The organism is Adonisia turfae CCMR0081, assembly GCF_011009555.1.
GTDB lineage: Bacteria > Cyanobacteriota > Cyanobacteriia > Phormidesmidales > Phormidesmidaceae > Leptothoe > Leptothoe turfae.
This window is the reverse complement of sequence record NZ_QXHD01000004.1, coordinates 1,794,051-1,816,469: the sequence shown is the minus strand read 5'-3', so window position 1 is coordinate 1,816,469 and position 22,419 is coordinate 1,794,051. Positions and strand designations below refer to the sequence as shown.

23 protein-coding genes and 1 pseudogene are annotated in these 22,419 nt (G+C 48.2%); 14 read left to right on the top strand and 10 right to left on the bottom strand.

Going from position 1 to position 22,419, the window contains the following annotated elements:
- Nucleotides 1-9 precede the first annotated feature (9 nt).
- The 3 genes from DXZ20_RS11995 (at nt 10) to DXZ20_RS11985 (ending at nt 1,674) form a co-directional block, all read left to right on the top strand.
- Nucleotides 10-474, top strand: a complete 465-nt coding sequence (locus tag DXZ20_RS11995) for a glutathione peroxidase (protein WP_163669603.1) — start codon at nt 10-12, stop codon at nt 472-474.
- 326 nt (nt 475-800) lie between these two features.
- Nucleotides 801-1,172, top strand: a complete 372-nt coding sequence (locus DXZ20_RS11990; RefSeq protein ID WP_250565729.1) for a cupin domain-containing protein — start codon at nt 801-803, stop codon at nt 1,170-1,172.
- Nucleotides 1,173-1,233: 61 nt separating this feature from the next.
- Nucleotides 1,234-1,674: a VOC family protein gene (locus DXZ20_RS11985; protein WP_163698398.1), complete on the top strand. Its 441-nt coding sequence runs from the start codon at nt 1,234-1,236 to the stop codon at nt 1,672-1,674.
- A 129-nt stretch (nt 1,675-1,803) separates the two neighbouring features.
- On the opposite strand, the gene DXZ20_RS11980 is transcribed toward DXZ20_RS11985, so the two are convergent.
- A complete protein-coding gene (locus DXZ20_RS11980) occupies nt 1,804-2,022 on the bottom strand; it encodes a hypothetical protein (protein ID WP_163698396.1) in 219 nt (72 codons plus the stop codon).
- 333 nt (nt 2,023-2,355) lie between these two features.
- Here DXZ20_RS11980 and DXZ20_RS38490 point away from each other — a divergent pair.
- From DXZ20_RS38490 to DXZ20_RS11960, 4 genes and pseudogenes are all read left to right on the top strand, one after another.
- Nucleotides 2,356-2,809 (top strand): annotated as a pseudogene (locus DXZ20_RS38490) (VOC family protein).
- 189 nt (nt 2,810-2,998) lie between these two features.
- A complete protein-coding gene (locus tag DXZ20_RS11970) occupies nt 2,999-3,241 on the top strand; it encodes a DUF1816 domain-containing protein (protein WP_163669609.1) in 243 nt (80 codons plus the stop codon).
- A gap of 362 nt (nt 3,242-3,603) precedes the next feature.
- Entirely contained in the window at nt 3,604-4,299 is a 696-nt protein-coding gene (locus tag DXZ20_RS11965) for a DUF547 domain-containing protein (RefSeq protein WP_163698392.1), read from the top strand.
- Nucleotides 4,300-4,303: 4 nt separating this feature from the next.
- Nucleotides 4,304-4,591: a LuxR C-terminal-related transcriptional regulator gene (locus tag DXZ20_RS11960; protein ID WP_163669613.1), complete on the top strand. Its 288-nt coding sequence runs from the start codon at nt 4,304-4,306 to the stop codon at nt 4,589-4,591.
- A 143-nt stretch (nt 4,592-4,734) separates the two neighbouring features.
- On the opposite strand, the gene DXZ20_RS11955 is transcribed toward DXZ20_RS11960, so the two are convergent.
- Genes DXZ20_RS11955 through DXZ20_RS11940 form a run of 4 tightly spaced genes read right to left on the bottom strand, consistent with a single transcriptional unit; the run spans nt 4,735 to nt 7,802 of the window.
- On the bottom strand, nt 4,735-5,532 hold the full coding sequence (locus DXZ20_RS11955) for an SDR family NAD(P)-dependent oxidoreductase (protein ID WP_163698390.1): 798 nt from the start codon (nt 5,530-5,532) through the stop codon (nt 4,735-4,737).
- A 24-nt stretch (nt 5,533-5,556) separates the two neighbouring features.
- Nucleotides 5,557-6,525: an LLM class oxidoreductase gene (locus tag DXZ20_RS11950; protein WP_163698388.1), complete on the bottom strand. Its 969-nt coding sequence runs from the start codon at nt 6,523-6,525 to the stop codon at nt 5,557-5,559.
- Nucleotides 6,526-6,555: 30 nt separating this feature from the next.
- On the bottom strand, nt 6,556-6,960 hold the full coding sequence (locus DXZ20_RS11945) for a nuclear transport factor 2 family protein (protein ID WP_163698387.1): 405 nt from the start codon (nt 6,958-6,960) through the stop codon (nt 6,556-6,558).
- On the bottom strand, nt 6,960-7,802 hold the full coding sequence (locus DXZ20_RS11940) for an enoyl-CoA hydratase/isomerase family protein (RefSeq protein WP_163698385.1): 843 nt from the start codon (nt 7,800-7,802) through the stop codon (nt 6,960-6,962). The genes DXZ20_RS11945 and DXZ20_RS11940 overlap by 1 nt, the downstream gene beginning before the upstream one ends.
- A gap of 210 nt (nt 7,803-8,012) precedes the next feature.
- Here DXZ20_RS11940 and DXZ20_RS11935 point away from each other — a divergent pair, with 210 nt between their 5' ends.
- The 3 genes from DXZ20_RS11935 to DXZ20_RS11925 all read left to right on the top strand — a co-directional run bounded on the left by DXZ20_RS11935 (nt 8,013) and on the right by DXZ20_RS11925 (nt 9,752).
- Nucleotides 8,013-8,363 carry a winged helix-turn-helix transcriptional regulator gene (locus tag DXZ20_RS11935; RefSeq protein WP_163698383.1) on the top strand — a complete coding sequence of 117 codons (351 nt, stop codon included), beginning with the start codon at nt 8,013-8,015 and terminating at the stop codon, nt 8,361-8,363.
- A gap of 109 nt (nt 8,364-8,472) precedes the next feature.
- Complete coding sequence (locus tag DXZ20_RS11930; RefSeq protein ID WP_163669627.1) at nt 8,473-8,844, top strand: VOC family protein; 372 nt, start codon at nt 8,473-8,475, stop codon at nt 8,842-8,844.
- A 143-nt stretch (nt 8,845-8,987) separates the two neighbouring features.
- On the top strand, nt 8,988-9,752 hold the full coding sequence (locus tag DXZ20_RS11925) for an SDR family oxidoreductase (protein WP_163698381.1): 765 nt from the start codon (nt 8,988-8,990) through the stop codon (nt 9,750-9,752).
- A 27-nt stretch (nt 9,753-9,779) separates the two neighbouring features.
- Here DXZ20_RS11925 and DXZ20_RS11920 read toward each other — a convergent pair whose 3' ends face one another.
- On the bottom strand, nt 9,780-10,658 hold the full coding sequence (locus DXZ20_RS11920; RefSeq protein WP_163669632.1) for a sulfotransferase: 879 nt from the start codon (nt 10,656-10,658) through the stop codon (nt 9,780-9,782).
- A 126-nt stretch (nt 10,659-10,784) separates the two neighbouring features.
- On the opposite strand from DXZ20_RS11920, the gene DXZ20_RS11915 reads away from it, so the two are divergent.
- The 3 genes from DXZ20_RS11915 to DXZ20_RS11905 all read left to right on the top strand — a co-directional run bounded on the left by DXZ20_RS11915 (nt 10,785) and on the right by DXZ20_RS11905 (nt 16,015).
- Complete coding sequence (locus DXZ20_RS11915) at nt 10,785-11,732, top strand: glycosyltransferase family 2 protein (RefSeq protein WP_250565728.1); 948 nt, start codon at nt 10,785-10,787, stop codon at nt 11,730-11,732.
- A gap of 14 nt (nt 11,733-11,746) precedes the next feature.
- Entirely contained in the window at nt 11,747-15,283 is a 3,537-nt protein-coding gene (locus tag DXZ20_RS11910) for a WD40 domain-containing protein (RefSeq protein ID WP_163698378.1), read from the top strand.
- A gap of 345 nt (nt 15,284-15,628) precedes the next feature.
- Nucleotides 15,629-16,015, top strand: coding sequence for a PleD family two-component system response regulator (locus DXZ20_RS11905; protein ID WP_163698376.1), 387 nt, complete (start codon nt 15,629-15,631; stop codon nt 16,013-16,015).
- On the opposite strand, the gene DXZ20_RS11900 is transcribed toward DXZ20_RS11905, so the two are convergent.
- The 3 genes from DXZ20_RS11900 to DXZ20_RS11890 form a co-directional block, all read right to left on the bottom strand.
- The gene (locus tag DXZ20_RS11900) at nt 16,012-17,334 is read right to left on the bottom strand and encodes an AAA-like domain-containing protein (protein WP_163669639.1); all 1,323 of its coding nucleotides are present in this window, start codon (nt 17,332-17,334) and stop codon (nt 16,012-16,014) included. The genes DXZ20_RS11905 and DXZ20_RS11900 overlap by 4 nt on opposite strands.
- A gap of 677 nt (nt 17,335-18,011) precedes the next feature.
- The gene (locus tag DXZ20_RS11895; protein ID WP_163698374.1) at nt 18,012-18,959 is read right to left on the bottom strand and encodes a M14 family zinc carboxypeptidase; all 948 of its coding nucleotides are present in this window, start codon (nt 18,957-18,959) and stop codon (nt 18,012-18,014) included.
- A 92-nt stretch (nt 18,960-19,051) separates the two neighbouring features.
- Entirely contained in the window at nt 19,052-20,539 is a 1,488-nt protein-coding gene (locus DXZ20_RS11890; RefSeq protein WP_163698372.1) for an aminotransferase-like domain-containing protein, read from the bottom strand.
- Nucleotides 20,540-20,724: 185 nt separating this feature from the next.
- On the opposite strand from DXZ20_RS11890, the gene DXZ20_RS11885 reads away from it, so the two are divergent.
- Nucleotides 20,725-21,015, top strand: a complete 291-nt coding sequence (locus DXZ20_RS11885; protein ID WP_163698370.1) for a hypothetical protein — start codon at nt 20,725-20,727, stop codon at nt 21,013-21,015.
- A gap of 72 nt (nt 21,016-21,087) precedes the next feature.
- Here DXZ20_RS11885 and DXZ20_RS11880 read toward each other — a convergent pair whose 3' ends face one another.
- A complete protein-coding gene (locus DXZ20_RS11880) occupies nt 21,088-22,263 on the bottom strand; it encodes a metal ABC transporter substrate-binding protein (protein WP_163698368.1) in 1,176 nt (391 codons plus the stop codon).
- Nucleotides 22,264-22,419: the final 156 nt, after the last annotated feature.

Sequence of the window (22,419 nt, the reverse complement as noted above, 5' to 3'; positions counted from 1 at the left end):
TAATCCATTATGCCTGTACCCACTAATCTGACGACTCTGGATGGTACCCCCCTGTCCCCAGATGCGATCGCAAATAAAGTTGTACTATTCGTTAACGTTGCCAGCGCTTGCGGTTTAACCCCCCAATACAGCGGCTTGGTAGAGCTGGACACGGCATATGGCTCCAAAGGACTCGTCGTTGTAGGCGTACCCTGCAACCAGTTTGGCGCTCAAGAGCCTGGCACTCCTGATGAAATCAAGGACTTTACCAAGACTAAATACGATGTAGAGTTTACGCTGCTCGAAAAGCAGGACGTTAATGGTGCTAATCGTAGTCCTCTATACCAGTTTCTAGTGGGCGACGGCGACGATATCACCTGGAACTTTGGCAAATTTGTAGTAGGGCGCGACGGTAATGTCGTTGCTCGCTTCGATCCTAAGACAGCTCCTGATGCACCTGAACTCAAGGCTGCTATTGAGGAAGCTCTAGGTTAAACCTAAGGTTTAAATTGCTTTCCCCCTTTATCCTTAACTGGATAGAGGGGGTTTACATTTTTATCTAATCGGATAATCCGTAGGGGCGTATTGATATGTGCCCAGTGCAGAAGATAAACCATTTGCCTATACACCGCAGGGTGCCCTGCGGTGCGCCCCTACAAAATAACCGGATATCTTAAAAAATCTCTTTCCTGAGAATATAAATTCAGCCGCACTCTCCAAAATAAAAACATAATTAGGCGAGGCAGATAGAAAACGGCCTATAGAATTTAAGAACAAGGCTGACGAGGTTTCAGGCTCTATTCTTATCCCCTCTTTTCCCAATGCAAATAAAGTACACTGCGCTCAATTTTCAAGAAAAGCTAGCTAAATTTAGCGATCGCTGGTCTCCTAAAGTCATTGCTGAGATGAATGATTACCAGTTTAAGCTAGTTAAACTAAAAGGTGACTTTGTTTGGCATGCTCATAAAGATACTGATGAGGTATTTATTGTTGTCGATGGTCAAATGATCATTGAATTTCGAGATGGTGCTGTAGAGCTATCTACAGGAGAGATGTTTGTTGTCCCCAAAGGGATAGAACATAAACCCCATGCCGAGAAAGAATGTTATATGTTACTCATTGAGCCTCGTGGTGTCGTTAACACAAGAGATACTGTTGGAGAGAAAACGGCCCAAAATGGCATTTGGATCTAAGGATATCCAGGTGGCAATTTAGGTATAATATGTGTTCTCCATCAGTAGGGACATCGATTTTATGACTAACAGTTTTCACTATGCATTCAAGGTAAAAGATCTTGACAGCACAAGGAGATTTTATGGAGAGATTTTAGGTTGCCGAGAAGGTCGTTCAACCGATAGCTGGATCGACTTTGAGTTTTTTGGGCATCAGCTTTCTGCCCACGTAGGTGACGTCAGTACAAACGTTGATTACTGCGGCAATGTCGACGGCATATCAGTGCCTATTCCTCACTTTGGATGTCTGTTGAGTAAAGCTCAGTTCAAATATGTACAACAGAAGCTAGAGGCTGCTGACATTGATTTTATAGTTAAACCTCAAACGCGTTATCCAGGGGAAGCTGCACAGCAGTCCACCATGTTTGTGCTGGACTATAGTGGCAACCCACTAGAATTTAAATCGTTTGAAGATAGCTCTAAAGTGTATGACTCATCGGCAAAAGTCGCTCTGAGTTATTAGCCACATAACTGAACAATGAGTTGTTATGCAGTAGCGTAAGTCCAATATTCAATGGCGGGGCTATCCCTCGCGCGCTTATGTCCCCCTCAAAGTTCGAGCTTTTATGGATTTTCTCAAACAATCTATAGCCTAAAACTCAGAATGATGCACCTCATAATGCAGCGTTAGAGACATCAACCCCGCAATCATGGCAGCCGTTAATTCGTGATAGCCAGTCACAAGACAGATCTGATAGCTTACTAAGCACACCCAGATTGTCTTTCCTGCTGGTGTAGTCAAGCAGTCAACATGCTCAGCGATATACTCCAATATTTCTAGGAACTTGAGAAACCCATAGAGAATTGCCATAGATAATTAAATGTTTTGGGCCATAGCTAACTCAGAATAATTCTGAGTTAGCTATATTTTAATCAGAATTATTCTGATTTGACAATAATTCCTCTCTGTTTGCCTTGAAAAATTGAAAATGTGCCCTTGGGATGGTTTAGGTATACGTTGATAAGCACCTGGTGCCGAAGCATTTTCAGGAGTCTTGGGCAGCAGGCAAGATATGTATGATGCGATCGCTGATTGAAGGAATGCACCGGTCTAGAGTTATGGCTATTTAACGATGCTTCACCACTAAAGGCATCCCAAGGATGAGCAATGTCGATATTATTTAGACACAAATTTTAATTATTTATGCAAGCGGCATGGGCACCGATGAATACAGATAGCTCGATACAAACAGCTAAAATCGTCCGTATTGGGGTTGATATTGGCATTGTTGTTGCTAAATTAGAGCGCTCTCTCAGCTTTTATCGAGACTTATTAGGGATGTTAGTTGTTGCAGAGGTAACAACCTCACTCATTGGTAAAGGGCGTATGGTGCAACTCCAGCATGGCGAGTCCCTAATTAAGCTAGTGGAGTTACACCCCCCCCCCTTCTAAGCCCGGCCCAACAGATATCTCAGAATTTCTAGGCTACCGATATGTTACCCTGCTCGTTGCTGAGCTAGATGTCATTATGGCCAAGATTAAAGCTCGAAACATCTCTATTGCGCTACCCGTTACACAGCTGAACAACGGGACCAGAATTGCTATGGTAAAGGATCCTGACGGTAACATTGTTGAGTTCGCCCAAGAAGTGAATTAAATCACATCTGACAAATTTTGATAGATGTTCTATAGTTTGTATTAGTTTATCCAAATTAAAGTCCTGTGACTTTTAGGTAGCATAAAGTATCAAAGCCGACAGGCATGAGACACTGAGCACAGTATAAGAAAAGCTATGTGTTCTTAAGAACACATAGCTACGTTTATCTCACTGACCCATCTAATCATTATGGCGAACCTTATCAATCAGGTGTTTGACCTGCTTAACAAGTCTTGGTGGCTGGAAATAATGGCTGCATCTCCAAGTTGTGGATATTTTTTCGGTCCCTTTAATTCAGAAAGCGAAGCGCTACAGGAACAATTGCGCTACGTAAAAGCTCTAGAACACCAGGGACGTGAAGTTTTACTAGTATCGGTTGTCCGCCGTCAGGCCCCCAAAAGGCGTATGGTGAATTACTCTGAGGCGGCTTAATTGACGCAATATTCTTTTCTTACAGTATTTTTTGTATCTCCAGGCTACTACGGAAGAACAGGCTCTAGATAGCCGTTCCGGTTTACCAAAACATCAACTACTTATTCCTAAACCTTGTAGTACAAAGACTTTAGGAATAAGTAGGTTTGTTAAGTGTTAAGCATAAATACTCATTTACTTGTTATGTGTATAGTACTCATCAAAGCAGATGAGTATTTATGCTTATGAGAACTATTGGCTCTTGCTTGAATAAATGTGGACAATCCTGTCGGGACACCCCCTTGTGGATGTCCTGAGAATGATCCTAACGAGGGAGATGTAGTATCACCGTAAAATGTGGTAAAAATGCGAAGGCTCACCCCATGACTCAACTCAATTTTGCTGTCTGGGACAGTCTGCTACAGAAATATGTGGATGGTCAAGGCCGAGTAGACTATAGCCGCTGGCGGCAAACATCACTGCCAGTGCTAGAGCAGTGGCTAGCAGAGATGAGCAGTGTGGACCTGCGAGGATTGGAAAGGGCGCAGGTGATCGCAACTTTCCTAAACCTGTACAATGCCCTGACGATCCAACAGGTGCTTTATGAGTACCCCATCGATTCCATTCGACCTAAGTTTCTAGGCATCCCTAACTGGCTAGCTTTTTTACGGTTTTTCACCAAAAGAGTCTATACCTTAAACGGTCAATCTCTGAGCTTGAATACTATTGAGCACGACATTTTGCGCCAGCAGTTTCTCGATCCGCGTATCCACTTTGCCCTAGTGTGTGCGTCCATTGGCTGCCCATTGCTAAGAGCGGAGGCTTACACGCCAGATATGCTGATGGATCAACTGGGGGACGATTGCGATCGCTTTATCAACAACCCAGACAAAGTTCGCTACGATGCTGCTAACAGAACATTGTACTGTAGCAAGATTTTCAAGTGGTACAAGGCAGATTTTTTGACGACAGCGAATTCGATTGTAGAGTATTGCGATCGCTACTACACTGCCGCCCAGCTGCCGACTACGCTCAAAGTGGTTTACCTATCCTATAGTTGGGAATTAAATGGGAATTAAATCCATGGACCCAAAAGCTCATGTACTGACGGAAGTCCAGTCGCCACCGCCGCCGCCACCCACCAGACCCACAGCGGTGGGCTATAAAGATGACTCTTTCCCCCCTGGTCTTACCCTAAGAGAAACCGATATCCTTCGGTTGATCATAGCAGGGCGAGATAATCTGCAAATCGCACAGCAATTAGGCACAACCCGTCACAATATTGAGAAATATATTCTCCGTCTCCAACAGAAAGTTACTAGATACAGTAAAGAATCTCCCCTAATCCAGATCCTTAAAAACAAGGAGTAAGCAGTTGGCAAGGGACGTTAGTGCACATCTTCGCAAAATTGCCTCAGCCATCACTCAAAAACACCCATACCCCATAGAAAGCCAATGACCAGGTGGATAAAAGGCGATTTGGAACTGTGGAAATTTGACGGCAATTTCACTTCCTATGGTATCTCAGCCAAAATCTTCTCAATAACACTTACAATCTCTTCAGATTTTTGTGGGTCAAGTGCATCCGAGTGGGGCGCAGCAAATTGACCTGAGTCATTGTCAAAATACTGGCCAGAAGCAGTGCCAAATTCTTCTGAGAATGCTGCACGAGTGAGTATTTCAGCTCCGATGCGAATATCACCACCTGCTACACCAAAGGCCTGTTTCACCATCTTGCTACCGAGCATTGATCCAGGATTGACTGCGATAATGGTCGGACTATTTTCTTTGCGGGAAAGCGCGCACGACCACATCGTCAGTGCCAATTTGCTTTGGGCATAGGCTGAAAAGTCTTCGTTGAGCCTAATCTGGCCCGTTAATGCCTCTAGCTCAACGGGTTCTTGAGCAGCAGAGGATACATTAACAACTCTTCCGGATGCTCCCATCAGTGGCATCAGTTTTTGCGTTAACAGATAGGGTGCGATCGCATTGACAACAAACCGTACATCCAGACCATCCTGCGTCACCGGATTGGACGCGCTATAGACACCTGCATTATTGATCAATACGTCAAGTCTTGTGTGTCGTTCAGTAACAGCCTCCGCGAGAGCCTCCACATCGGCCATGCGAGAGAAGTCAGCCACATAGCTTTCAACCTGTCCTTTGTCTGTAGCTAGGATTTTTGCTAATTCTTCCAGTTTTGCTCGGTTACGCCCATGTAACAAGACATTATGGCCCAATGAGACTAACATCCTGGCCGTTTCCAGGCCGATGCCGTCGGTTGCCCCCGTCACCAGAATAGTCTTTGTCATAATTTTGTTTCCTTGTCTTTTTTTCTAATCAGCGAAGTCTGGCAGTATGGCATCGGCGAGACGTTTGAGCGTTGTCTCCATAGCTGCTTGATTAAACCGTAGGTTCAACGCCACATGATTTACACCAATCTCTTCCAGTAATTTTAGATGAGCACGCAGGTGGCGCGTGCCCAGCCGAAAACCTAAATGGATCGGCTGTGGGGGTGTCTCAGGATTGTCAGTCAGATCAATGTAGAGCGGTTGCATCACCGGCTTTGTAGATCGTCCCGCTGCCTTAACCCGCGCCTGCCAATCGCAAATGATTTTTGCCTGCAAGTCAGTATGGCGCGGATACATCATCCAGCCGTCTCCGTTCTGTGCAATCCATTCGGGAGTTTGCTGACTGCCTCCCGTAATCAGCAGCGGCAGTTTTCCAGACACTGGTTTAGGCAGCATGTCCATGCCACCATTAGGGCTACCATAGCGGTTTTCAAAAGATGGGGTATCTTCGCCTATGCGTCTAATGTAGTCAAAGCTTTCGCGAAATCGTGTACCACGGTCAGCAAAGGGCAAATTGAGTGCCGGATACTCCTCGGGTCGATCTCCGGAAGCCACCCCCAGAATAAGCCGCCCCCCAGAAAGTACATCAGCGGTGGCCGCAGCCTTGGCAACATGGGCCGGATGTCGCAGCGGCAGAATAATACTGGCCACACCCAGGGCAATCCGCTCGGTCTGGCCCGCCAAAAGACCTAGATAAACAAAGGGATCATAAATCTGACCAGCATCTCCAAATGAGGGCACGTTGAATGGAACATCACGCAACCAGACGGCGGAAAATCCTAATTCTTCTGCAAGTTGGATACGTTCCAGGTGACGGGCCATGGTCGGTACCGGACTCTTTGCATAGGTCTCAATTGGCACCACCAATCCAAGGCTCAACCGATTTGGCCGAAACACGGAATTATATCCTCTATTGATGGGTTGAAACCTTATCTCTTCAATATGTTTGAGCATTTTTGAGTTCTGTTCAAAAAGAACGTGATCCTAGGCGTCAATAAAAAGCCGTTTGACTTGGTACGTATCCATATATTCCCGAAGCGAGGTGATTTTACCGTCCAAGACCGTGACCAAGAAATGGTAATGGTTGTTGTAAACATTGCCATTAGCCATTTTGCCGTAGGATTCCATTTCCAGGGCCACTCGATCGCCTTCAGCTGTCCATCCAGTAGATGTTAGCGTCATACCATCTGGGATAGCAGCCTTGACATTACCCATCAGCGTGCCAATGGCTTCCTTATTCATCTCACCGGACATGGGCAGCCCACCTTCACGACCCATCACACGCCAGATGGCATCATCATCGAGCAATTCAAGAGCGCCTGGTACGTCTGCTGCCGAAAAGTATTTGAAGAAATCAGCGACGATTCTCTTATTATCTTCGATACTCATTATTTAATCTCCTGAATACTAATGAGAGCCTCTTCCCAGCCGCGCTGATTGTCCATATCGAATTGTGCACCGTTGTCGTCGGCCCACTTAAAGCGCTTCAGCGCTGGGGTTTGACTTGTTGCCTGATAGAGCCAATAGGCCTCTTCCTTTAGCGCTGCCTCAATGGGCTTGTCAATGGAGGCATACACAGCCTGTTTGCAAGCATTGATCGACTCGGCGGGCCAAAGGGCAATGCGGTTAGCCAACGCTTCAACAAACGAGCCGATTTCTTCGGGGTCGAGCGCCTTGTTGATGGTGCCATAGGCCTCGGCCTGGTTGGCATCATAGTCTCTGGCGCTCAGGATAATCTCCAGTGCACGCCCTAGACCAATCTGACGGGCCATGCGTGACGCGCCACCACCACAGGGCAGAATACCCATGGCGACTTCCATCTGCATGAACGTTGCCTTGCCGCGGGCGGCAAAGCGCATATCGCAGGCAAGGGCAAATTCGTGACCACCACCGCGGGCGAAGCCCTCAATCTTCGCAATGGTTGCCTGGGGCAGCTTACTGATCCGTTCTAGCGTGGTTTGCAGATCGAGCAGTTTAACGTCGTCACGGGAGACTACAGTCGCGGACATTTCCTTAAGGAAGTCCGTATCAGCATGGGCTACAAAAATCTCTGGGTGGGCGGATTGGAATACAACAACCTTGATGTCGCGATTTGTTTCCAATCTTTGGGCCAACGTATTCAGGTCGGCAAGCATAGGCAAGCCTTGAATATTCACGGGTGGATAATCAAAGGTGACCCATGCGATCGCATTTTCAACCTTAACGTTGAAAGTAGTGAAATTATCTTTCATTGGGTGTCTCCTAGAGGCTACAGGGTTCGCTTTTGTCAAAGAGTTGGCTTTGCTAGTTACCTGGTCTTGAAGGGGGAGTAAGCTAGGACGCAATGTTCTCCGTTGGATGCATCCTTATTCCAGCATCAGCCTATGTCACTTAAAACGATATTGACAAGTACCCACATTTTTGTAAGTAATGGAGATCTTTGAACGTATTGGCACCCAACAATGACGCGGAAATATAACTGGAAGACAGGTTGCGATGTGGAAGCAACGATGAGTGTGATTGGCGGTCGCTGGAAGCCAATACTCATTTGCCATCTGCTAGATGGGCGCAAGCGTTTTGGTGAACTGCGACGCCTCACTCCTAACGCAACAGAGCGCATGATCACATTACAACTGCGCGAGTTAGAAGCAGATGGCGTGGTGGCGCGGCATGTCTATGCCGAAGTTCCGCCTCGCGTTGAGTACGAGCTAACAGAGTTTGGGCAATCCCTGAAGCCCATCCTCATTGTCATGCAGGAGTGGGGCCATGCATTTAAAGCCCGTCGGCTTGCCGAAGAAGCAGAACACAATTAATCTGGCATTGCGGCTCCTTAGAATGACTTTAGTGGTGAAACACCATAAATAGTCATAGCTCTAGACCGGTACATCCCTTAAATCTACAATCGCATCCATCTACGCATCAATGAATTCCCTTGTTTCATATTTTGAGATACCTGTTACCGATATAGATCGAGCAGTCACTTTCTATGGGACTGTTTTCTCCAATACATTGGAACGCACGACGATCGACGGTGTAAACATGGCACTGTTTCCAGTCACGGAAGAGGGTCAAGGTATATCGGGTGCACTGGCTCAGGGAGAAAGCTATGTTCCTTCAAAAGAAGGGCCACGGCTCTACTTTTCGGTGACTAACATTGACCTTACCCTGAGTCGGGTAGTCGCTGTAGGCGGAAAAGTGGCGTATCCCAAAACATCGATTGGGGAGTTGGGGTGGGTGGCTGAATTCGAAGATACCGAGGGAAATTTGATTGCTTTACACTCAAACAATGGGTGATCACGTGGGTGATTAAGAAATACTATCTATCGCGAGAATTCATACCTTATGGCTCAGTGGCAAGATAGCAAGATTTGGATTGTTGATGACTGTCTGACGTTTGAAAATGATGTCTGTATCGTTTAATCAATACGGACGACATCATGAATGTGCTTTCTAACAAGGTTGCCATTGTGACAGGTGCTAGTGCTGGTATTGGCTACGCAACTGCCAAACTTTTTGCTAAAGCAGGAGCTGCAGTTGTTGTTGCAGCAAGACGGCAGGATAAGCTCGATGAGTTGGTTGATTTTATTGGTCACTCGGGTGGACAGGCAGTTGCTTTGGCAGGAGATGTGAAAGATGAGGAATTTGCTAAAGCTCTAGTGACGCTAGCACTAAAAGAATTCGGAGGGCTAGACATCGCATTTAACAATGCAGGGATTACCGGCATACCTGGCGCTGTAACTGATCTATCCCTTGATGATTGGAACAATATCCTTGCCACTAACCTGACCAGTTCATACTTAGGGGCAAAATACCAGTTACCGGCCATGGTCAATCGCGGTGGCGGTTCTTTGATCTTTACCTCAACCTTTGTTGGCTACACTGTAGGCATGCCGGGAATGGCAGCCTACGCAGCAAGTAAGGCAGGTTTGATTGGTCTTACGAAGGTGCTCGCTGTTGAATACGGCAAGCAACAAATTCGGGTCAATGCTTTACTGCCAGGGGGCACCGATACACCCATGGGACGTGATTTTGCCAATACGCCAGAGGCCTTAGCCTTTGTACAAAATCTCCATGCACTGAAGCGCATGGCAACACCCCATGAAATAGCAGCTTCAGCTCTCTATCTGGCGTCAGATGCTGCTAGTTTCACCACGGGGTCAGCCATGCTGGTAGATGGTGGTGTATCCATCAACTGCGTTTGATCAAGCTTATTTACGCAATGACTAAGACTAAGTGCGCTTTAGTGTAGGAAATCTTGCATCGATCAGGTCAGAACAGAGTTTTTCTAGCTGCTGGTAGAGATAGGTTGGATCCACCAGCTCAATTAACTTTAATTTTTTCTTTCGTTTATCGGCATGGGCTTTCTGAATATTAATAGTATCAGGATCTATACCAAGGAAACTGGAAATCTCTTCAATTTTTGAACGAATTTCTTTTGTTTTCAACGTTAAAAGCTGCTGTTTAGGCACTGAGTTGATGACAAATTGATTGTGGTCTCTCCAATAGGATAAATAGCTAGCAACAGGATAAAGTCCTGCTTGCCCTAGGGCCGCGTCATATTTTGTAAATGGATGCCTGTAGCGACCATAGCGATAATCTTCTAATTCCCTCCAAAACGGTTTATGACGACTACCATAATTACGATTAATTTCTGATTCTAGCCAGCTGAGGGGGTCCCTAACGGTAAAAATAAACTTGGCCTGTGGAAAGCTTTTGGCCAACACATCAGCTACATGATGTAGATAATGGGCAGCTTCCAGCTCCAAAGACATTTTTTTGTCACGCCACTTGAGCACACTTTGAATGTCAGCATAGGAATACTGGCCCGTTTCCCATTTGAGTAAATGGTAGATTGCATAATACGCATGGGGCTCATGTAACGCACCATAGTGATGCTGAAACATGTGGGCTATGGAATGGGTACCGCTCCTTGGCGTACCAATACAGTAAGCATGAAAACAACGTTTTCTACTGGCTGGTAAAACAGCATTGGCCTTAGAGACCCAAAACTCTCTTTTAAGACTAAGACTAAGGCGGATATCTATTTCTCTATCGGCAACATTAGCCCTGAACGTATTGGCTAAAATTTGACTGCTAGCAAGATTCATTAGGGTATTCGTATCAGCCCATAGGCATTTATGGGAAAAGGTGGCCAATGCCTATCTAAATCTAGTAAGCCCATTTCCCCTCAGATTTGGCACAATAGCGAAGAGCGCCGAAAGAGACCAGGAATCATGGATTCAGAATCGCTATCGTTCAGTATTGTGATTACGACCTATAACCGGGTGGAGCTGTTGAAACGTGCGATCGCAACCGCGCTTGACCAAACCGTGCCATGTCAGGTGATCGTGGTCGATAACGCCTCCACTGACGGTACCCAGGCGTACGTCGAAAGCCTGGGCGATCAGGTACTTTACCATCGAAATCCTACCAATGCCAACCACTCCGGGGCTGTCAATGCAGGTGTAGAGCGAGCCATGGGCACCTGGATTAAGCTGGTGGATGACGATGACTATTTGGCCCCCAACTGTATTGAAGAACTGATCAGGGCGATTCAGCAACGTCCTGAAGCGGTGATTTGTTCCTGTCAGGCGGCCCAGGTGAATGGCGAGGGGCAAGAACTGAGTCGCACCCCTGTGACCGGTCCAGGTCAGGCATTTTATATTCCCCAGGTAGACATCCACTACGGCATGTTTTTAGAGGTAGTCCCCTTCGGCACCCCCATTCAGGTGGCCGTGCGCCGCGATGCCTTTATGAAATCGGGCGGCTGGGACCTGGGCATGACCGGCTTTGATGATATTGACTCCTGGATTCGTGTTGCCGACTACGGCGATGCCCTATTTATCAATAAATGCCTGACTTACCGTACTGTATGGCCAGGGGGCTACGACCAAAAAATCACGCTTCAGCGTCGTCTCGACACTAATGTCCTGATTAAAGAACGCATCTACCAGCACGTTAGCCCCAAACATCAAGACAAGCTGCCGACATTGAAGACGATTCGGCAATACCTCAGCCTGCACTGGATGATCGTCGCCCTCAAACAAAAACAAATCCCTAGCGCCCTAAGTTTTGGCATTCCTGCCATTTTTTCCCCTAAAGCCTGGCAACTACTCCAACAGGCTGTTAACTTTCGCAAGCAAAAGTCCACCCCCCCCATTGCTAAGCTAGTGCTTGAATAAATTACGCAACTCCTATGGCCACCACCACATCCTTATCTTTTTACCAAGTTGGCGGTAGTCTTCATCCCCAGGCACCTACGTATATTAAACGACAGGCGGATGATCACCTATACGCAAGTCTAGGACAAGGTGAGTTTTGCTATGTATTTAATACGCGACAAATTGGTAAATCGAGCTTGCGGGTGAGAACAAAATATCGCCTGGAGCAAGACGGTGTTTGTTGTGCATCTATTGACCTGACCAACCTGGGTAGTGACAATGTTACTGCTGAAAAGTGGTACATGGGAATTGCGGCAGAGCTATGGCGCAGCTTGCAATTAAACGGTGATTTCCAAGAGTGGTGGCAGCAGGGGGATGGTCTTTCTGCCGTGCAGCGATTGGATCACTTTTTAAAGGATGTGATTTTGCGGCAGCTTGCGGCGAAACGGATTGTTATTTTTATCGATGAAATTGATAGCGTATTGGGACTGCCGTTTGCGGCTGACGATCTGTTTGCCCTGATTCGCTATTGCTATAACCAGCGAGTCGATAGCCCAGAGTACCGTCGCCTCACGTTTGCCCTATTTGGTGTGGCAACGCCCACCGACCTTTGCCAAAATCCTAACCGCACCCCATTTAACATTGGTACAGCCATCGAGCTGAGTGGGTTTACCACTGCAGAGGCCATATCCCTTAGTTACTGGTTAAAACCAACGGTGGAGAATGCCACTGAGACCCTGGAGCACATTTTAGCTTGGACCAATGGTCAGCCTTTCCTGACGCAGAAGCTGTGCCAGTTGGTAGTTGCTAAACTGGCCCCCCGCACAGAGATATATGTTGAACAGGCTTGGGTGGATGGTTTAGTGCGATCGCAGCTGATCAAAAACTGGGAATCCCAAGATGAACCCCCCCATTTGCGCATTATCCAGGATCGGTTACTGGCTCACCCGCAGCTGATTAGTCGACTACTGGGGCGTTACAAAAAACTGTTATCCGGTCAAACCCTATCTTTAGAAGACAATCACCTCCAAGAAGAACTGTTACTCTCAGGCCTGGTGGTCAAACAATCAGGTCACCTCAGTATTCGTAATCGAATTTATTCAGAGGTGTTTAACACCCAATGGGTAGACTACCATTTGGTACGTTTACGTCCCTATTCCCAAGCATTCGAAGCCTGGGTTAACTCGGGTCAACAAGATCGTTCCCGATTGTTGCGCGGGCAGTCTCTCACTGAAGCCCAGGTCTGGGCCAAGGAACAACAGCTCAGCGACCTGGACTATAAATTTTTAGCAGACAGTGTTGCCGTTGATCGGCAAGAGGTACAACAGGCATTAGAATCCGAGAGACTAAAGGAGTTGGAAGCTCGCCTGGAGGCGCAGCAGCGCAATGTCACCCTACAGCGGTTTCTACTGGTGGGTATGGGAGTGGCGTTTCTCAGCATTACGAGTATTGCCATGTTGGCCTATCGCCAGTCTCGCCAAACCATGCTAACTCGGCAAGATAACGAAAACAATCAGGCCTTGTCCATTAGCTATTACTCTGACGCCCTGTTTAACCAGAATAATCGTCTGAAATCTTTGCTAGAAGCGGTGCGAGCTGCTCAACAGCTACAACGCTTACCGGTGCCTGCACCCGATGTGAAACAACAGGTAGAACAAACTCTCCGCCGCACTCTTCAAAGTATTACCGAAGCTAACCAGCTGCGGGGCCATGGTGCACCTGTGTATGGGGTAACCTTTAGCCCAGATGGTAACTATTTAGCCTCAGCTAGCTGGGATAATACCCTCAAGCTATGGCGTGCCAATGGTCAGCTGATTACCACCCTGAGCGGACATACCAATGCTGTGTGGGATGTGGCCTTTAGTCCTGACAATGAATATTTGGTGTCAGCCAGTGCCGATAACACCGCAAAAATTTGGCCCATCAGCGATGATAGTGACATTCTCTCTGTGGTTGCGCCCCCTGTGACGTTAACGGGGCATGAGGGACGAGTCAATGATGTTGATATATCCTTGGATAGCCAAACGTTGGTGACCGGTAGTGACGATGGTCACCTAAGATTTTGGGATCGGACGGGCAAGTTGTTGCTAGATATTCCCGCCCATAACGCTAGGGTCACGCAGGCTGCCATTAGCCCGGACGGTCTCATTTTGGCCACCGCCAGTGAAGACAACACCATTAAATTGTGGGATGCCACCAGCGGACAGTTATTAAACGAATTCAAAGAACATCAAGCCCCGGTATATGGCCTGGCCTTTAACCCCAGCGGTCGTGTCTTAGCCTCTGCCAGTGATGATCGGACCATTAAACTGTGGCACGTTAACCCCGATGGCAGTCTTAAAAAGGGAGAGTCTGGCAAGAGCTCAACCATTACCCTGGACGGGCATCAGGACCGTGTCTGGCATGTGAAATTTAGCCCTGACGGTCGTCAACTTGCTTCGACTAGCCTCGACAACACCGTTAAATTATGGACCAGTAGTGGCACTCTGGTAACTACTCTAAATGGCCATGACTCTGGCACGTGGGGCATAGATTTTAGCCCCACTGGAAACGTCTTAGCCTCCAGCAGCGATGATGCAACCGTCAGGCTATGGCGCTTAGATAAAATTCCGCAAACCCTGCATGGGTACCAGGGACCGGCTACCAATCTAGCCATCAGTCAACAGACGATTGCTGCCGGTAGCTGGGATAAGACTATTCGGCTTTGGAGCTGGCAAGGTAACTTTAAATCTACACTAGAGGGCCATACTGACCGGATCTGGCAAGTGGCCTTTAGCCCCGATGGTCAAACGCTTGCTTCTGCTAGCTGGGACCAAACTGTCAAGCTGTGGACTGCTAAAGGAGACCCATTACAAACGTTGCGAGGTCACCAAGATCGGGTTTGGGGAGTCGCGTTTAGCCCCGAGGGCGATGAAGTGGCATCGGCCAGTTGGGACCAAACCATTAAGCTATGGACGCTGGATGGAGAACTTTTGCGCACGTTACGGGGTCATCAAGATCGGGTCTATGGCGTTGCTTATAGTCCTGACGGCAGTTATCTAGTGTCAGCAGGGTGGGATCACACCATCAAAATTTGGAGTCGGCAAGGGCAACTGCTGAGAAGTATCCATGGCCATCGAGCCCCCATTTGGGGAGTGGCCGTCAGCCCTGATAGCCAGCTGATTGCGACTGCTAGCGCTGACCATACGATCAAAATTTGGTCGACTTCAGGGCGTCTGATCACCACCCTAGACGGTCATCGGGCCAGGGTTCACAGTGTAGCTTTTAGCCCGGATGGCAAGCTGCTGGCATCCAGCAGCTACGATCGGACTGTACGTATCTGGCGACAGGACGGTACCCTTGTAACAACCCTGTATGGCCACAACGGTTCTACTTGGGGGGTCGCTTTCAGTGCTGACGGTCAAACGCTGCTGTCTAGCGGTCATGATCGGAGAATCATCCTGTGGGATTGGCAGGATAGCCGTAGCTTTGAACAATTGCTAGAGGATGGCTGTCGTTGGCTCGACAATTACCTCGCCCATGGAGATAACCTGTCTGATGCGGATCGTCAGCTATGTAGCGGGGGGATTTAGGAGGGTATCTAGGAAGACTAAGAGAAAGTTCTTTTAAATTACTTTTTTCACCTTACACATCTTCCGTGTTTTCCCTTAAATTGCTTTCATAGCAATCTAGTCTATTCAATTTCGACTGACCGAAGGCTAGTTGCGTCCACGTCTGTAGTCAGTTAGAGCAATAATAATATTTACATTAATGCTGGGCAAAGGTCTCTAAAGGGGGCCTATGCTCAACAGTTTTTGTTTTTTGTGCTTGTTCAATTTCGGTTTATTTCGTAAGACTTTCTGGCCACGTTCCCAGAGCCGTCCAGATATCGCCATCCGTATTACTACGCGATTTGCAGGATCATAGGAGATAAGGTTATGAAGGCTATTGCAATTGTTGGAAGTACTGCTCAGTCTCAAACACTGCTAGCCGATTTGTTGCATTGGCATGGACTATCCGTTTTTCAGGTCGATGAAAATGAGGCTTTGCTATCTCTGCTGAGCTTTATTTCACCTGAGTTAATTATTATTGAGCCCTCAGTGGCCACGGCTGAACTGGTTTGCGATCGCATCAAGCATAGTTCATTGTTAGACAACGTACCCGTTATTGTGTGTGCCGACCGTATGCTCGGCCAAGGGAGCGCTGATGCCTACCTCTATTCTCCCTACACCGCTGAGGACGTGTTTGCGAATATTCAGGTCCTACGTCCTCTGTCTGCCCTCTTGTCAGACAGCGTCGTCGGCTCAGCCTGGGGTGATGTTTAAGCATCGACGCTTAAGCGTCCGCCAAAGTATTGTCTGTAGAGGCTACAGCTAGCGGTTGCCCTATTGCCTGCTAAGGTAACCAACCCCATACTTTCCAGGCGATAGGCGGTCATTGGTTCAAGTTCTGTGGCCGTATCTTGTTCAATTACCTTGTAAAAGGTACGGGCCAGGTTAGGTTCCGCTTCAAAGATTGCCAGATAGCTACGCAGGTGATCGCTATAAATGCCACTTTGCTGAGGGGCTTCATCAATCAGCTGCTTTAGTTCCATCTTGTGTACGCTCAGGTTATACAGCGCCAAATGAATTAGATAGGGATGTCCTTCAACCAACGTATGAAGTGAGATTAAACTATCGTCCCATTCAATGCGATAACGCAGAGACAGCTGTTGGGTTTGCTCCAGAGTAAAGGCAGGTAGCCGCAGGGGCAACCCCACATTAAACGGAGATTGGTGAATTTGTAACGGAATGTATGCTTCTGTGGCATAGGCCACCAGGAGGCGTAAGTACCCCCATTCGGTGAGATTTTTGGCTTCTTCGTGCCACACCCGCAACATGGGCAAAAATTCTTGGGCCATGGCCGGGTGCTCAAAGACTGCCTGGAGATCATCAATCACCAGTAACAGTGGCTGCTGCAGCGGATTTAAAATGCTGCTCTGCATATAGTTAGTACAACTGACCTTACTGCCTAAGTCGACATTCCATACATCATCCAGCTGGGCTGTGAACTTCAGCTGCTGGGTAATATTGGCGCAAAACCAGCGTAGAAATTTATCAAAATTGGCCAAGACACAGCTATCAGCCTGGCGGAAGTTAAGCCGTACAACTCTGAAGTTTAAGGTTTGAGCTTGGGCGACCAGGCGATTCACCAGGGATGTTTTACCCCAACGTTCCGGCGCACGAATTCTTAGCAGCGCACCTGGCTTGATCAACTCCCCCATGGCCTGCTGCTCTACTGGAGGCCGTTCGATGTAGAGCGGAGACCCGAGGGGAAGTGGGCTGCCGGGGAAGGTGGTGTCTGATTGATCGGCACCAGGCCACCATGGCCCTGGTGTATTGGGCTGATGCAGCTGATAGGCTTGCTGACGCAGCACTGCATGAATATTCTTTTTTGTTACTCGCTCTCCCAGTACTTGGGAGATCTTTTGCCACAGCCGTGAGCCTGTAACGCGAACATAGTCAGCATCGTAGCCCTCACTAGCTGCAATTTGCGCATAGGTTGAACCTTGCCAGCATCGCCGAAAAACGACTTCTTGAATAGCCGTCAGCCGATACGGTGAAAGGAGTTTATCAACTAGCGTGATGGCATCTTCAGGGGACATAGGGCCACCACCATTAATCAAAAGTATAGAAAATCACTATCAGTGGATGTCTCTCCTATTAACAATGGTTGGACATTAGGAAGCCACTAATATATCAGGCCATTTGCGTTCTATTTTGTGATTCAATGTGTATTTTTGATACAGAAAACCGTTGAAACCTATGCCAATCAATAATTGTAGCCTTATTCACTATCCATAGGTCTAGCTGATCTGTACAGCCCATATAGCATCATGCTTTAGGGCACTTTGCCCCCTCTATGACAAATTTTAAGCTAGTGTTTCCAACGATCGTATCCTATGGATGCGATCGCACCGAAATTAAACCAGCACTGAATGATAATTTAATTTTTCAAAAAGAACTAGTTATTAAGTATAGATCTCTAGTATGAGGGGTTAAGCCTCACAGGGGTAAGGGACTTTATGCATAATCTGTGAACAATGCAGCGACTGGATTGCGATCGCTGGGGTGATCCCAATCGTTACCAGAGAGGACCTCCGCTTTTCTAAATAGGGATACCCTTGTGATGGGACAAAGCGGCCATCACAGCGATAATGCGTTGTTTTATCATGACTCTACAAACCTCACTCTCCACAAAACCGCTTCATCAGTTTGGGATGATTTTGTTGTAACGCCTCTTTAGGATGCCTGAAACCAATGCTGTTGCGATTTTCATGGCTTAGGTATGAATAACAGTAACGCATTGGGCAACAGAAACTATAAATGCCTGCATGATGGATAGTTGCATAGTTAAGTCAATTTCTCGAAATGGATACTGTGCAAGACCAGTTTGTTGGAACTCACGATTGTATTGTTCAATGGCTAAGAGAGAGCCATTTTTTAATGCAGGACATACGGCTAAAGGCAGTTCTGTTGCCCCCATAAACTGGGGCTGAAAATGTTGATCAACAAAAGCCAGTGAACTGCCGGGAGATTTTCGGTTTTCCCCATTGCTATTGGCAATGGATAGCTCGAAAAAACCGGGAGAGAAAGCTACTTGAGAGAGTCCTGTGGGGTCATGGGATAATAGTGGTAGATCCTTGGGCAACACCGTGGCAATGGAGTTTGCCACAGGCTCTATGTAGCTCGGATTGACACCCTGACCGATGTAAAAAAAGAGGCCTGGTGAGATCACCCCAGCTGAGTGCAGAGAAAAGTAGGCATCTATGCGGGCAAACCGCTGTAGCCATTGACGGATGGCAATGCACTCAGGATAGGTATCTGTTATGAAATATCCTTCTAAATCGCGACAGTGGTTTAATCGGAGGAGATCGCATAATGTGGGTTTTGACGGTAGCTCACTGGCGTTGCGACTTAGAGAATCTGGATCTGCAACCGGCACAATGCCAAATTTCACCGTTGGCAATGGCTGCTGAGTGAGACGGTGCAGCAGTGATACAGCCGCCAATGGGCCAATAATTTCATTGGCATGGCAGCCAGCTATGATAACAACAGTGTAGGGGGCAGAACTATCGCCGATGGTAATGCCATACAGCGGTCGACCTTCACCAGAAACCCCGATCTCTTCAAGCTTGGTGCCATCAGCTTCCGTAGCTTTAATGAGACTGTTAAGTCGCGTTATATCGGTCCATTCCATCACAGCCCCCATAAGATTCTTCTTCAGCATAGCGATGGGGCGTGAATATGGGTGAAGAATTAAAACCTATCTGGAAACCTATCTGGCTACCAGGTATGAGTTTTTCAGTCTGGCCATCATGGCTATAGTGAGCTGGCTAAAATTTTGCGGGCCAGTTGTCTCTTTGCCAAATCTCCTAACGTTTTCATCCCCTGGTCAATGGCATCCGACCAAGGTAACCCCGTATTCAAACGAAAACAGTTGCGATAGCCGTTGGAGGCCGAAAACATGGGGCCAGGGGCAATACTAATGTGATGTTGAATGGCGTCTTCAAACAACTCTAGCGCGTCAAAACCACCGGGAATTTCAACCCAAAGAACATGGCCTCCCGAGGGACGAGTAACCCGGGTCTCAGCCGGGAAATAATCTAGAATCGCCTGGAGCATGCGGTTCATTTGTTGTTGATAGGCACGGCGTAAATTGCGCAGGTGGCGATCGTAACCACCATTGGCAAAGAATGCTGCCACGGCCAGCTGTGGGGCTGTCGCCGTCATGTGGCTAACGACAACTTTCAGATGCTCTACCTGTTGTTGATAGCGACCTGGAATACACCAGCCTACCCGTAACCCTGGAGATAGGGTTTTACTGACCGATGAGCAGTAAATCACCCGGCCTTCGGTGTCAAATGCTTTGATGGCCTTGGGACGACTGCCCTCAAAATTGAGATCGCCATAGACATCGTCGTCGATCAGGGGCACGTCATGCTGGTTAAGCAGATCCACCAGGGCTTTCTTTTTGCGATCGCCCATACAGCTACCAATGGGATTACTAAAATTCGATACCAACATGCAGGCCGCCACCGGTTGATTTTCCAATGCAGACTGTAGGGCACTTAGGGAAATCCCGTCCCGTGGGTGGGTGGGCAGCTCCAGGACATTTAAACCCAGGGAGTTCATGGCTTCGAGGACCGCGTAGTATGCCGGAGACTCAATCACCACCGTATCTCCGGGCTGGGTCACGGTACGCAGGGCGATATAACAGGCTTCTGTGGCTCCTGCCGTTACCACAATCTGATCCGGCGTAATGGAACAGCCCGCATTCAGCATGCGTTTGGCCACTTCTCGCCGCAAAGGTTCGCACCCTGGCACCGTTTTATAGGTATGCACCGCCATCGGATTGTTTCGCATCACCTGCCCCATTAATCGGTTGAGCGTATTAATGGGAAAGTGCTCCAACCCAGGAACGGCTGCCCCCAGGTGGATGGTCTCGGGGGAAAGGTCCATCCTTAGCAGCCGCAGCATGAGGGAAATATCAACGGGGCGCACCTGGGGGGTGGGCATAGATTGGGAGGGTTCGTTAGGAAGCGCCAGTGCCGTGGTCTTGACGTAATACCCTGACTGGGGGCGAGCCATAATAAAGCCCCGATCTTCCAGTAAGCGATAGGCTTCCAGCACCGTAGACATGCTGACCGATAGCTGCTGCTTGAGTTGGCGTACCGATGGCAGTCGATCCCCTGGTTCCAGGGTACCCTCACGGATCAGGGCCTGAATACGCTCAGCCACCTGTTCATAGAGGGTTTGGTCAGTAGAGGTTTGTAGCGGAGACAGTTGGGGAATAGGGCTGGTGGACATGGCTATGGCTCTGTCTTTGTGGGCACCGGTACAGTTAAGCGTCAAAAAACCAGAACAGTTTACCTTATTGGAACTGTACCCATAACAATTTAGCTCAACTGAGTCTGTTCTGGTCAGATGTTTTTCGCAAAAATATAGCCATGCCCTATTTAAGGGGGTGTTCACCGGGAATGGAGGTCTGTCCCATGAAGTTTCAGCGTCGTTTATCTGAGCCCCATTTTGTTTTTCTACAAAAACAGCCACCCCGGTGGTCCTTAACCGGAGAATTAGGGCGTTGTCTCACGTCAATGCCAAAAGAGGTCTGGACATCTGTTTTGAAGTTAATGACAGGATCGTCTGAACCCATGATTCACAAACAATGCGATCGCAGGGGCCAAATCTCTTACAGCATCTATGACCCGAGCACTCAACACAAAATAGCCGGGTTATCAGAAACAGAGGTCCGGGTCTGGCTGGAAGAGAGATATTATCAATAGTCACGGATAGTCCCTACAGGTGGCTCTACAGGGTCCCTACAAGGGGGGTCCCTAAAGGGGGATACAGGAGACTTACAGAGGGGCATCAGCCTCAACACAGGTGCCTCCCAGGGCATTGACCACCGTGCAGGTGTTGGAGACTAACATCGCTTGCATGGTCTCTGCACGGGTACCTGGTCCGCCAGGTCCTTCCACAAAGAGCGGATTAGGGGCCACCTTAACATTTGCATTTTTTGCCAGGGTCTCAATCAGCTGGGTATTAGAGGTGGTTTCCGCAAAAATGGCAGGGACACCTAAGGTTTTTACGTCATCCACCAGGTCGGCCACCCGTGAAGCCGAGGGAGATGTTTCGGTATTGATGCCACTCAGGGCCGCTTCAAGCTCTAAACCGTAGGCATCGGCAAAATAGTTAAAGGCTTCATGGGTGGTCACCAGCTTACGATTGCTGGCGGGAATGGTGGTGACTTGGGCCTCTATCCAGGTATGTAGCTCCGCAAACTGAGTCGTGAGCAGTGCTGCGTTTTGGCCGTAGAGATCCGCCTGGTCAGGATTAATCTGTTGCAGCTGATCTGCAATGACTTCGGTGATATTGCTGGTGTTGAGCGCATTATGCCAAATGTGAGGATCCGCAACGAGTTCTTCTTTGTCTGTTCCCTCTGCATGGGTCTCATGGCCATGATTTTCTTCGCCATGGTCTGCATGGGCCTCATGGTCATGGTTTTCTTCGCCATGGTCTGCATGGGTCTCTTCACCATGGTCTTCTTTGCCATGGCCATGGTCATGGTCATGGGGATCAGCCAGGAGGGGATTGGGGACTGCCTGTTCATAAACCGCTACCTTGGGGGCCGTATTCGTGCTGGCTTCGACCATGGCAATGAGTTGAGGGGCAAACCCATAACCGTCGTAAAGTACCAGGTCAGCTTCATCAATGGCTTTGCGATCGGAAGGGGCGGCGGCGTAGGTATGGGGGTCCTGCCCGGGCTCCATTAAGCAGGTGAGGGCGACGGTGTCTTGAGCAATCTGTTGAGTTAGGTCACACAGCACACTGGTGGTGGCGACCACCTGAGGCAAATTAACTGCTGTGGTTGTGTTATCGCCTGAAGCAGCCGTGTCATTCTGTGTAGCCGGTTGGGCACAGCCCACTAGCCCCACCAGCATAGATACGGAGGCTATCCAACCCAGTTTGCTGATACGTAGCAGGCCAGAACCTCGCTTGTTAGAACTCAAAACCTGATGATTGCTCAACATTTTTAGGATTCCTGAAACCTGATACTGGTAATTTTGCGATGCGTCTTTCAAAGAAATGATAATCATTTTCATATCAAAAGAATGCTAAAGCGTCTCCATCTATCTGTCAATCCAAGAGAGGAGAGTGCCCCTGGTGCAAGGCATACTGCCAAAACT

What these genes read in the sequence shown, in the direction of transcription:
- DXZ20_RS11995 (WP_163669603.1), top strand. Translation starts at nt 10, where the DNA reads ATGCCTGTACCCACTAATCTGACGACTCTGGATGGTACCCCCCTGTCC.
- DXZ20_RS11990 (WP_250565729.1), top strand. Translation starts at nt 801, where the DNA reads ATGCAAATAAAGTACACTGCGCTCAATTTTCAAGAAAAGCTAGCTAAA.
- DXZ20_RS11985 (WP_163698398.1), top strand. Translation starts at nt 1,234, where the DNA reads ATGACTAACAGTTTTCACTATGCATTCAAGGTAAAAGATCTTGACAGC.
- DXZ20_RS11980 (WP_163698396.1), bottom strand. Translation starts at nt 2,022, where the DNA reads ATGGCAATTCTCTATGGGTTTCTCAAGTTCCTAGAAATATTGGAGTAT.
- DXZ20_RS11970 (WP_163669609.1), top strand. Translation starts at nt 2,999, where the DNA reads ATGGCGAACCTTATCAATCAGGTGTTTGACCTGCTTAACAAGTCTTGG.
- DXZ20_RS11965 (WP_163698392.1), top strand. Translation starts at nt 3,604, where the DNA reads ATGACTCAACTCAATTTTGCTGTCTGGGACAGTCTGCTACAGAAATAT.
- DXZ20_RS11960 (WP_163669613.1), top strand. Translation starts at nt 4,304, where the DNA reads ATGGACCCAAAAGCTCATGTACTGACGGAAGTCCAGTCGCCACCGCCG.
- DXZ20_RS11955 (WP_163698390.1), bottom strand. Translation starts at nt 5,532, where the DNA reads ATGACAAAGACTATTCTGGTGACGGGGGCAACCGACGGCATCGGCCTG.
- DXZ20_RS11950 (WP_163698388.1), bottom strand. Translation starts at nt 6,525, where the DNA reads ATGCTCAAACATATTGAAGAGATAAGGTTTCAACCCATCAATAGAGGA.
- DXZ20_RS11945 (WP_163698387.1), bottom strand. Translation starts at nt 6,960, where the DNA reads ATGAGTATCGAAGATAATAAGAGAATCGTCGCTGATTTCTTCAAATAC.
- DXZ20_RS11940 (WP_163698385.1), bottom strand. Translation starts at nt 7,802, where the DNA reads ATGAAAGATAATTTCACTACTTTCAACGTTAAGGTTGAAAATGCGATC.
- DXZ20_RS11935 (WP_163698383.1), top strand. Translation starts at nt 8,013, where the DNA reads ATGACGCGGAAATATAACTGGAAGACAGGTTGCGATGTGGAAGCAACG.
- DXZ20_RS11930 (WP_163669627.1), top strand. Translation starts at nt 8,473, where the DNA reads ATGAATTCCCTTGTTTCATATTTTGAGATACCTGTTACCGATATAGAT.
- DXZ20_RS11925 (WP_163698381.1), top strand. Translation starts at nt 8,988, where the DNA reads ATGAATGTGCTTTCTAACAAGGTTGCCATTGTGACAGGTGCTAGTGCT.
- DXZ20_RS11920 (WP_163669632.1), bottom strand. Translation starts at nt 10,658, where the DNA reads ATGAATCTTGCTAGCAGTCAAATTTTAGCCAATACGTTCAGGGCTAAT.
- DXZ20_RS11915 (WP_250565728.1), top strand. Translation starts at nt 10,785, where the DNA reads ATGGATTCAGAATCGCTATCGTTCAGTATTGTGATTACGACCTATAAC.
- DXZ20_RS11910 (WP_163698378.1), top strand. Translation starts at nt 11,747, where the DNA reads ATGGCCACCACCACATCCTTATCTTTTTACCAAGTTGGCGGTAGTCTT.
- DXZ20_RS11905 (WP_163698376.1), top strand. Translation starts at nt 15,629, where the DNA reads ATGAAGGCTATTGCAATTGTTGGAAGTACTGCTCAGTCTCAAACACTG.
- DXZ20_RS11900 (WP_163669639.1), bottom strand. Translation starts at nt 17,334, where the DNA reads ATGTCCCCTGAAGATGCCATCACGCTAGTTGATAAACTCCTTTCACCG.
- DXZ20_RS11895 (WP_163698374.1), bottom strand. Translation starts at nt 18,959, where the DNA reads ATGCTGAAGAAGAATCTTATGGGGGCTGTGATGGAATGGACCGATATA.
- DXZ20_RS11890 (WP_163698372.1), bottom strand. Translation starts at nt 20,539, where the DNA reads ATGTCCACCAGCCCTATTCCCCAACTGTCTCCGCTACAAACCTCTACT.
- DXZ20_RS11885 (WP_163698370.1), top strand. Translation starts at nt 20,725, where the DNA reads ATGAAGTTTCAGCGTCGTTTATCTGAGCCCCATTTTGTTTTTCTACAA.
- DXZ20_RS11880 (WP_163698368.1), bottom strand. Translation starts at nt 22,263, where the DNA reads ATGTTGAGCAATCATCAGGTTTTGAGTTCTAACAAGCGAGGTTCTGGC.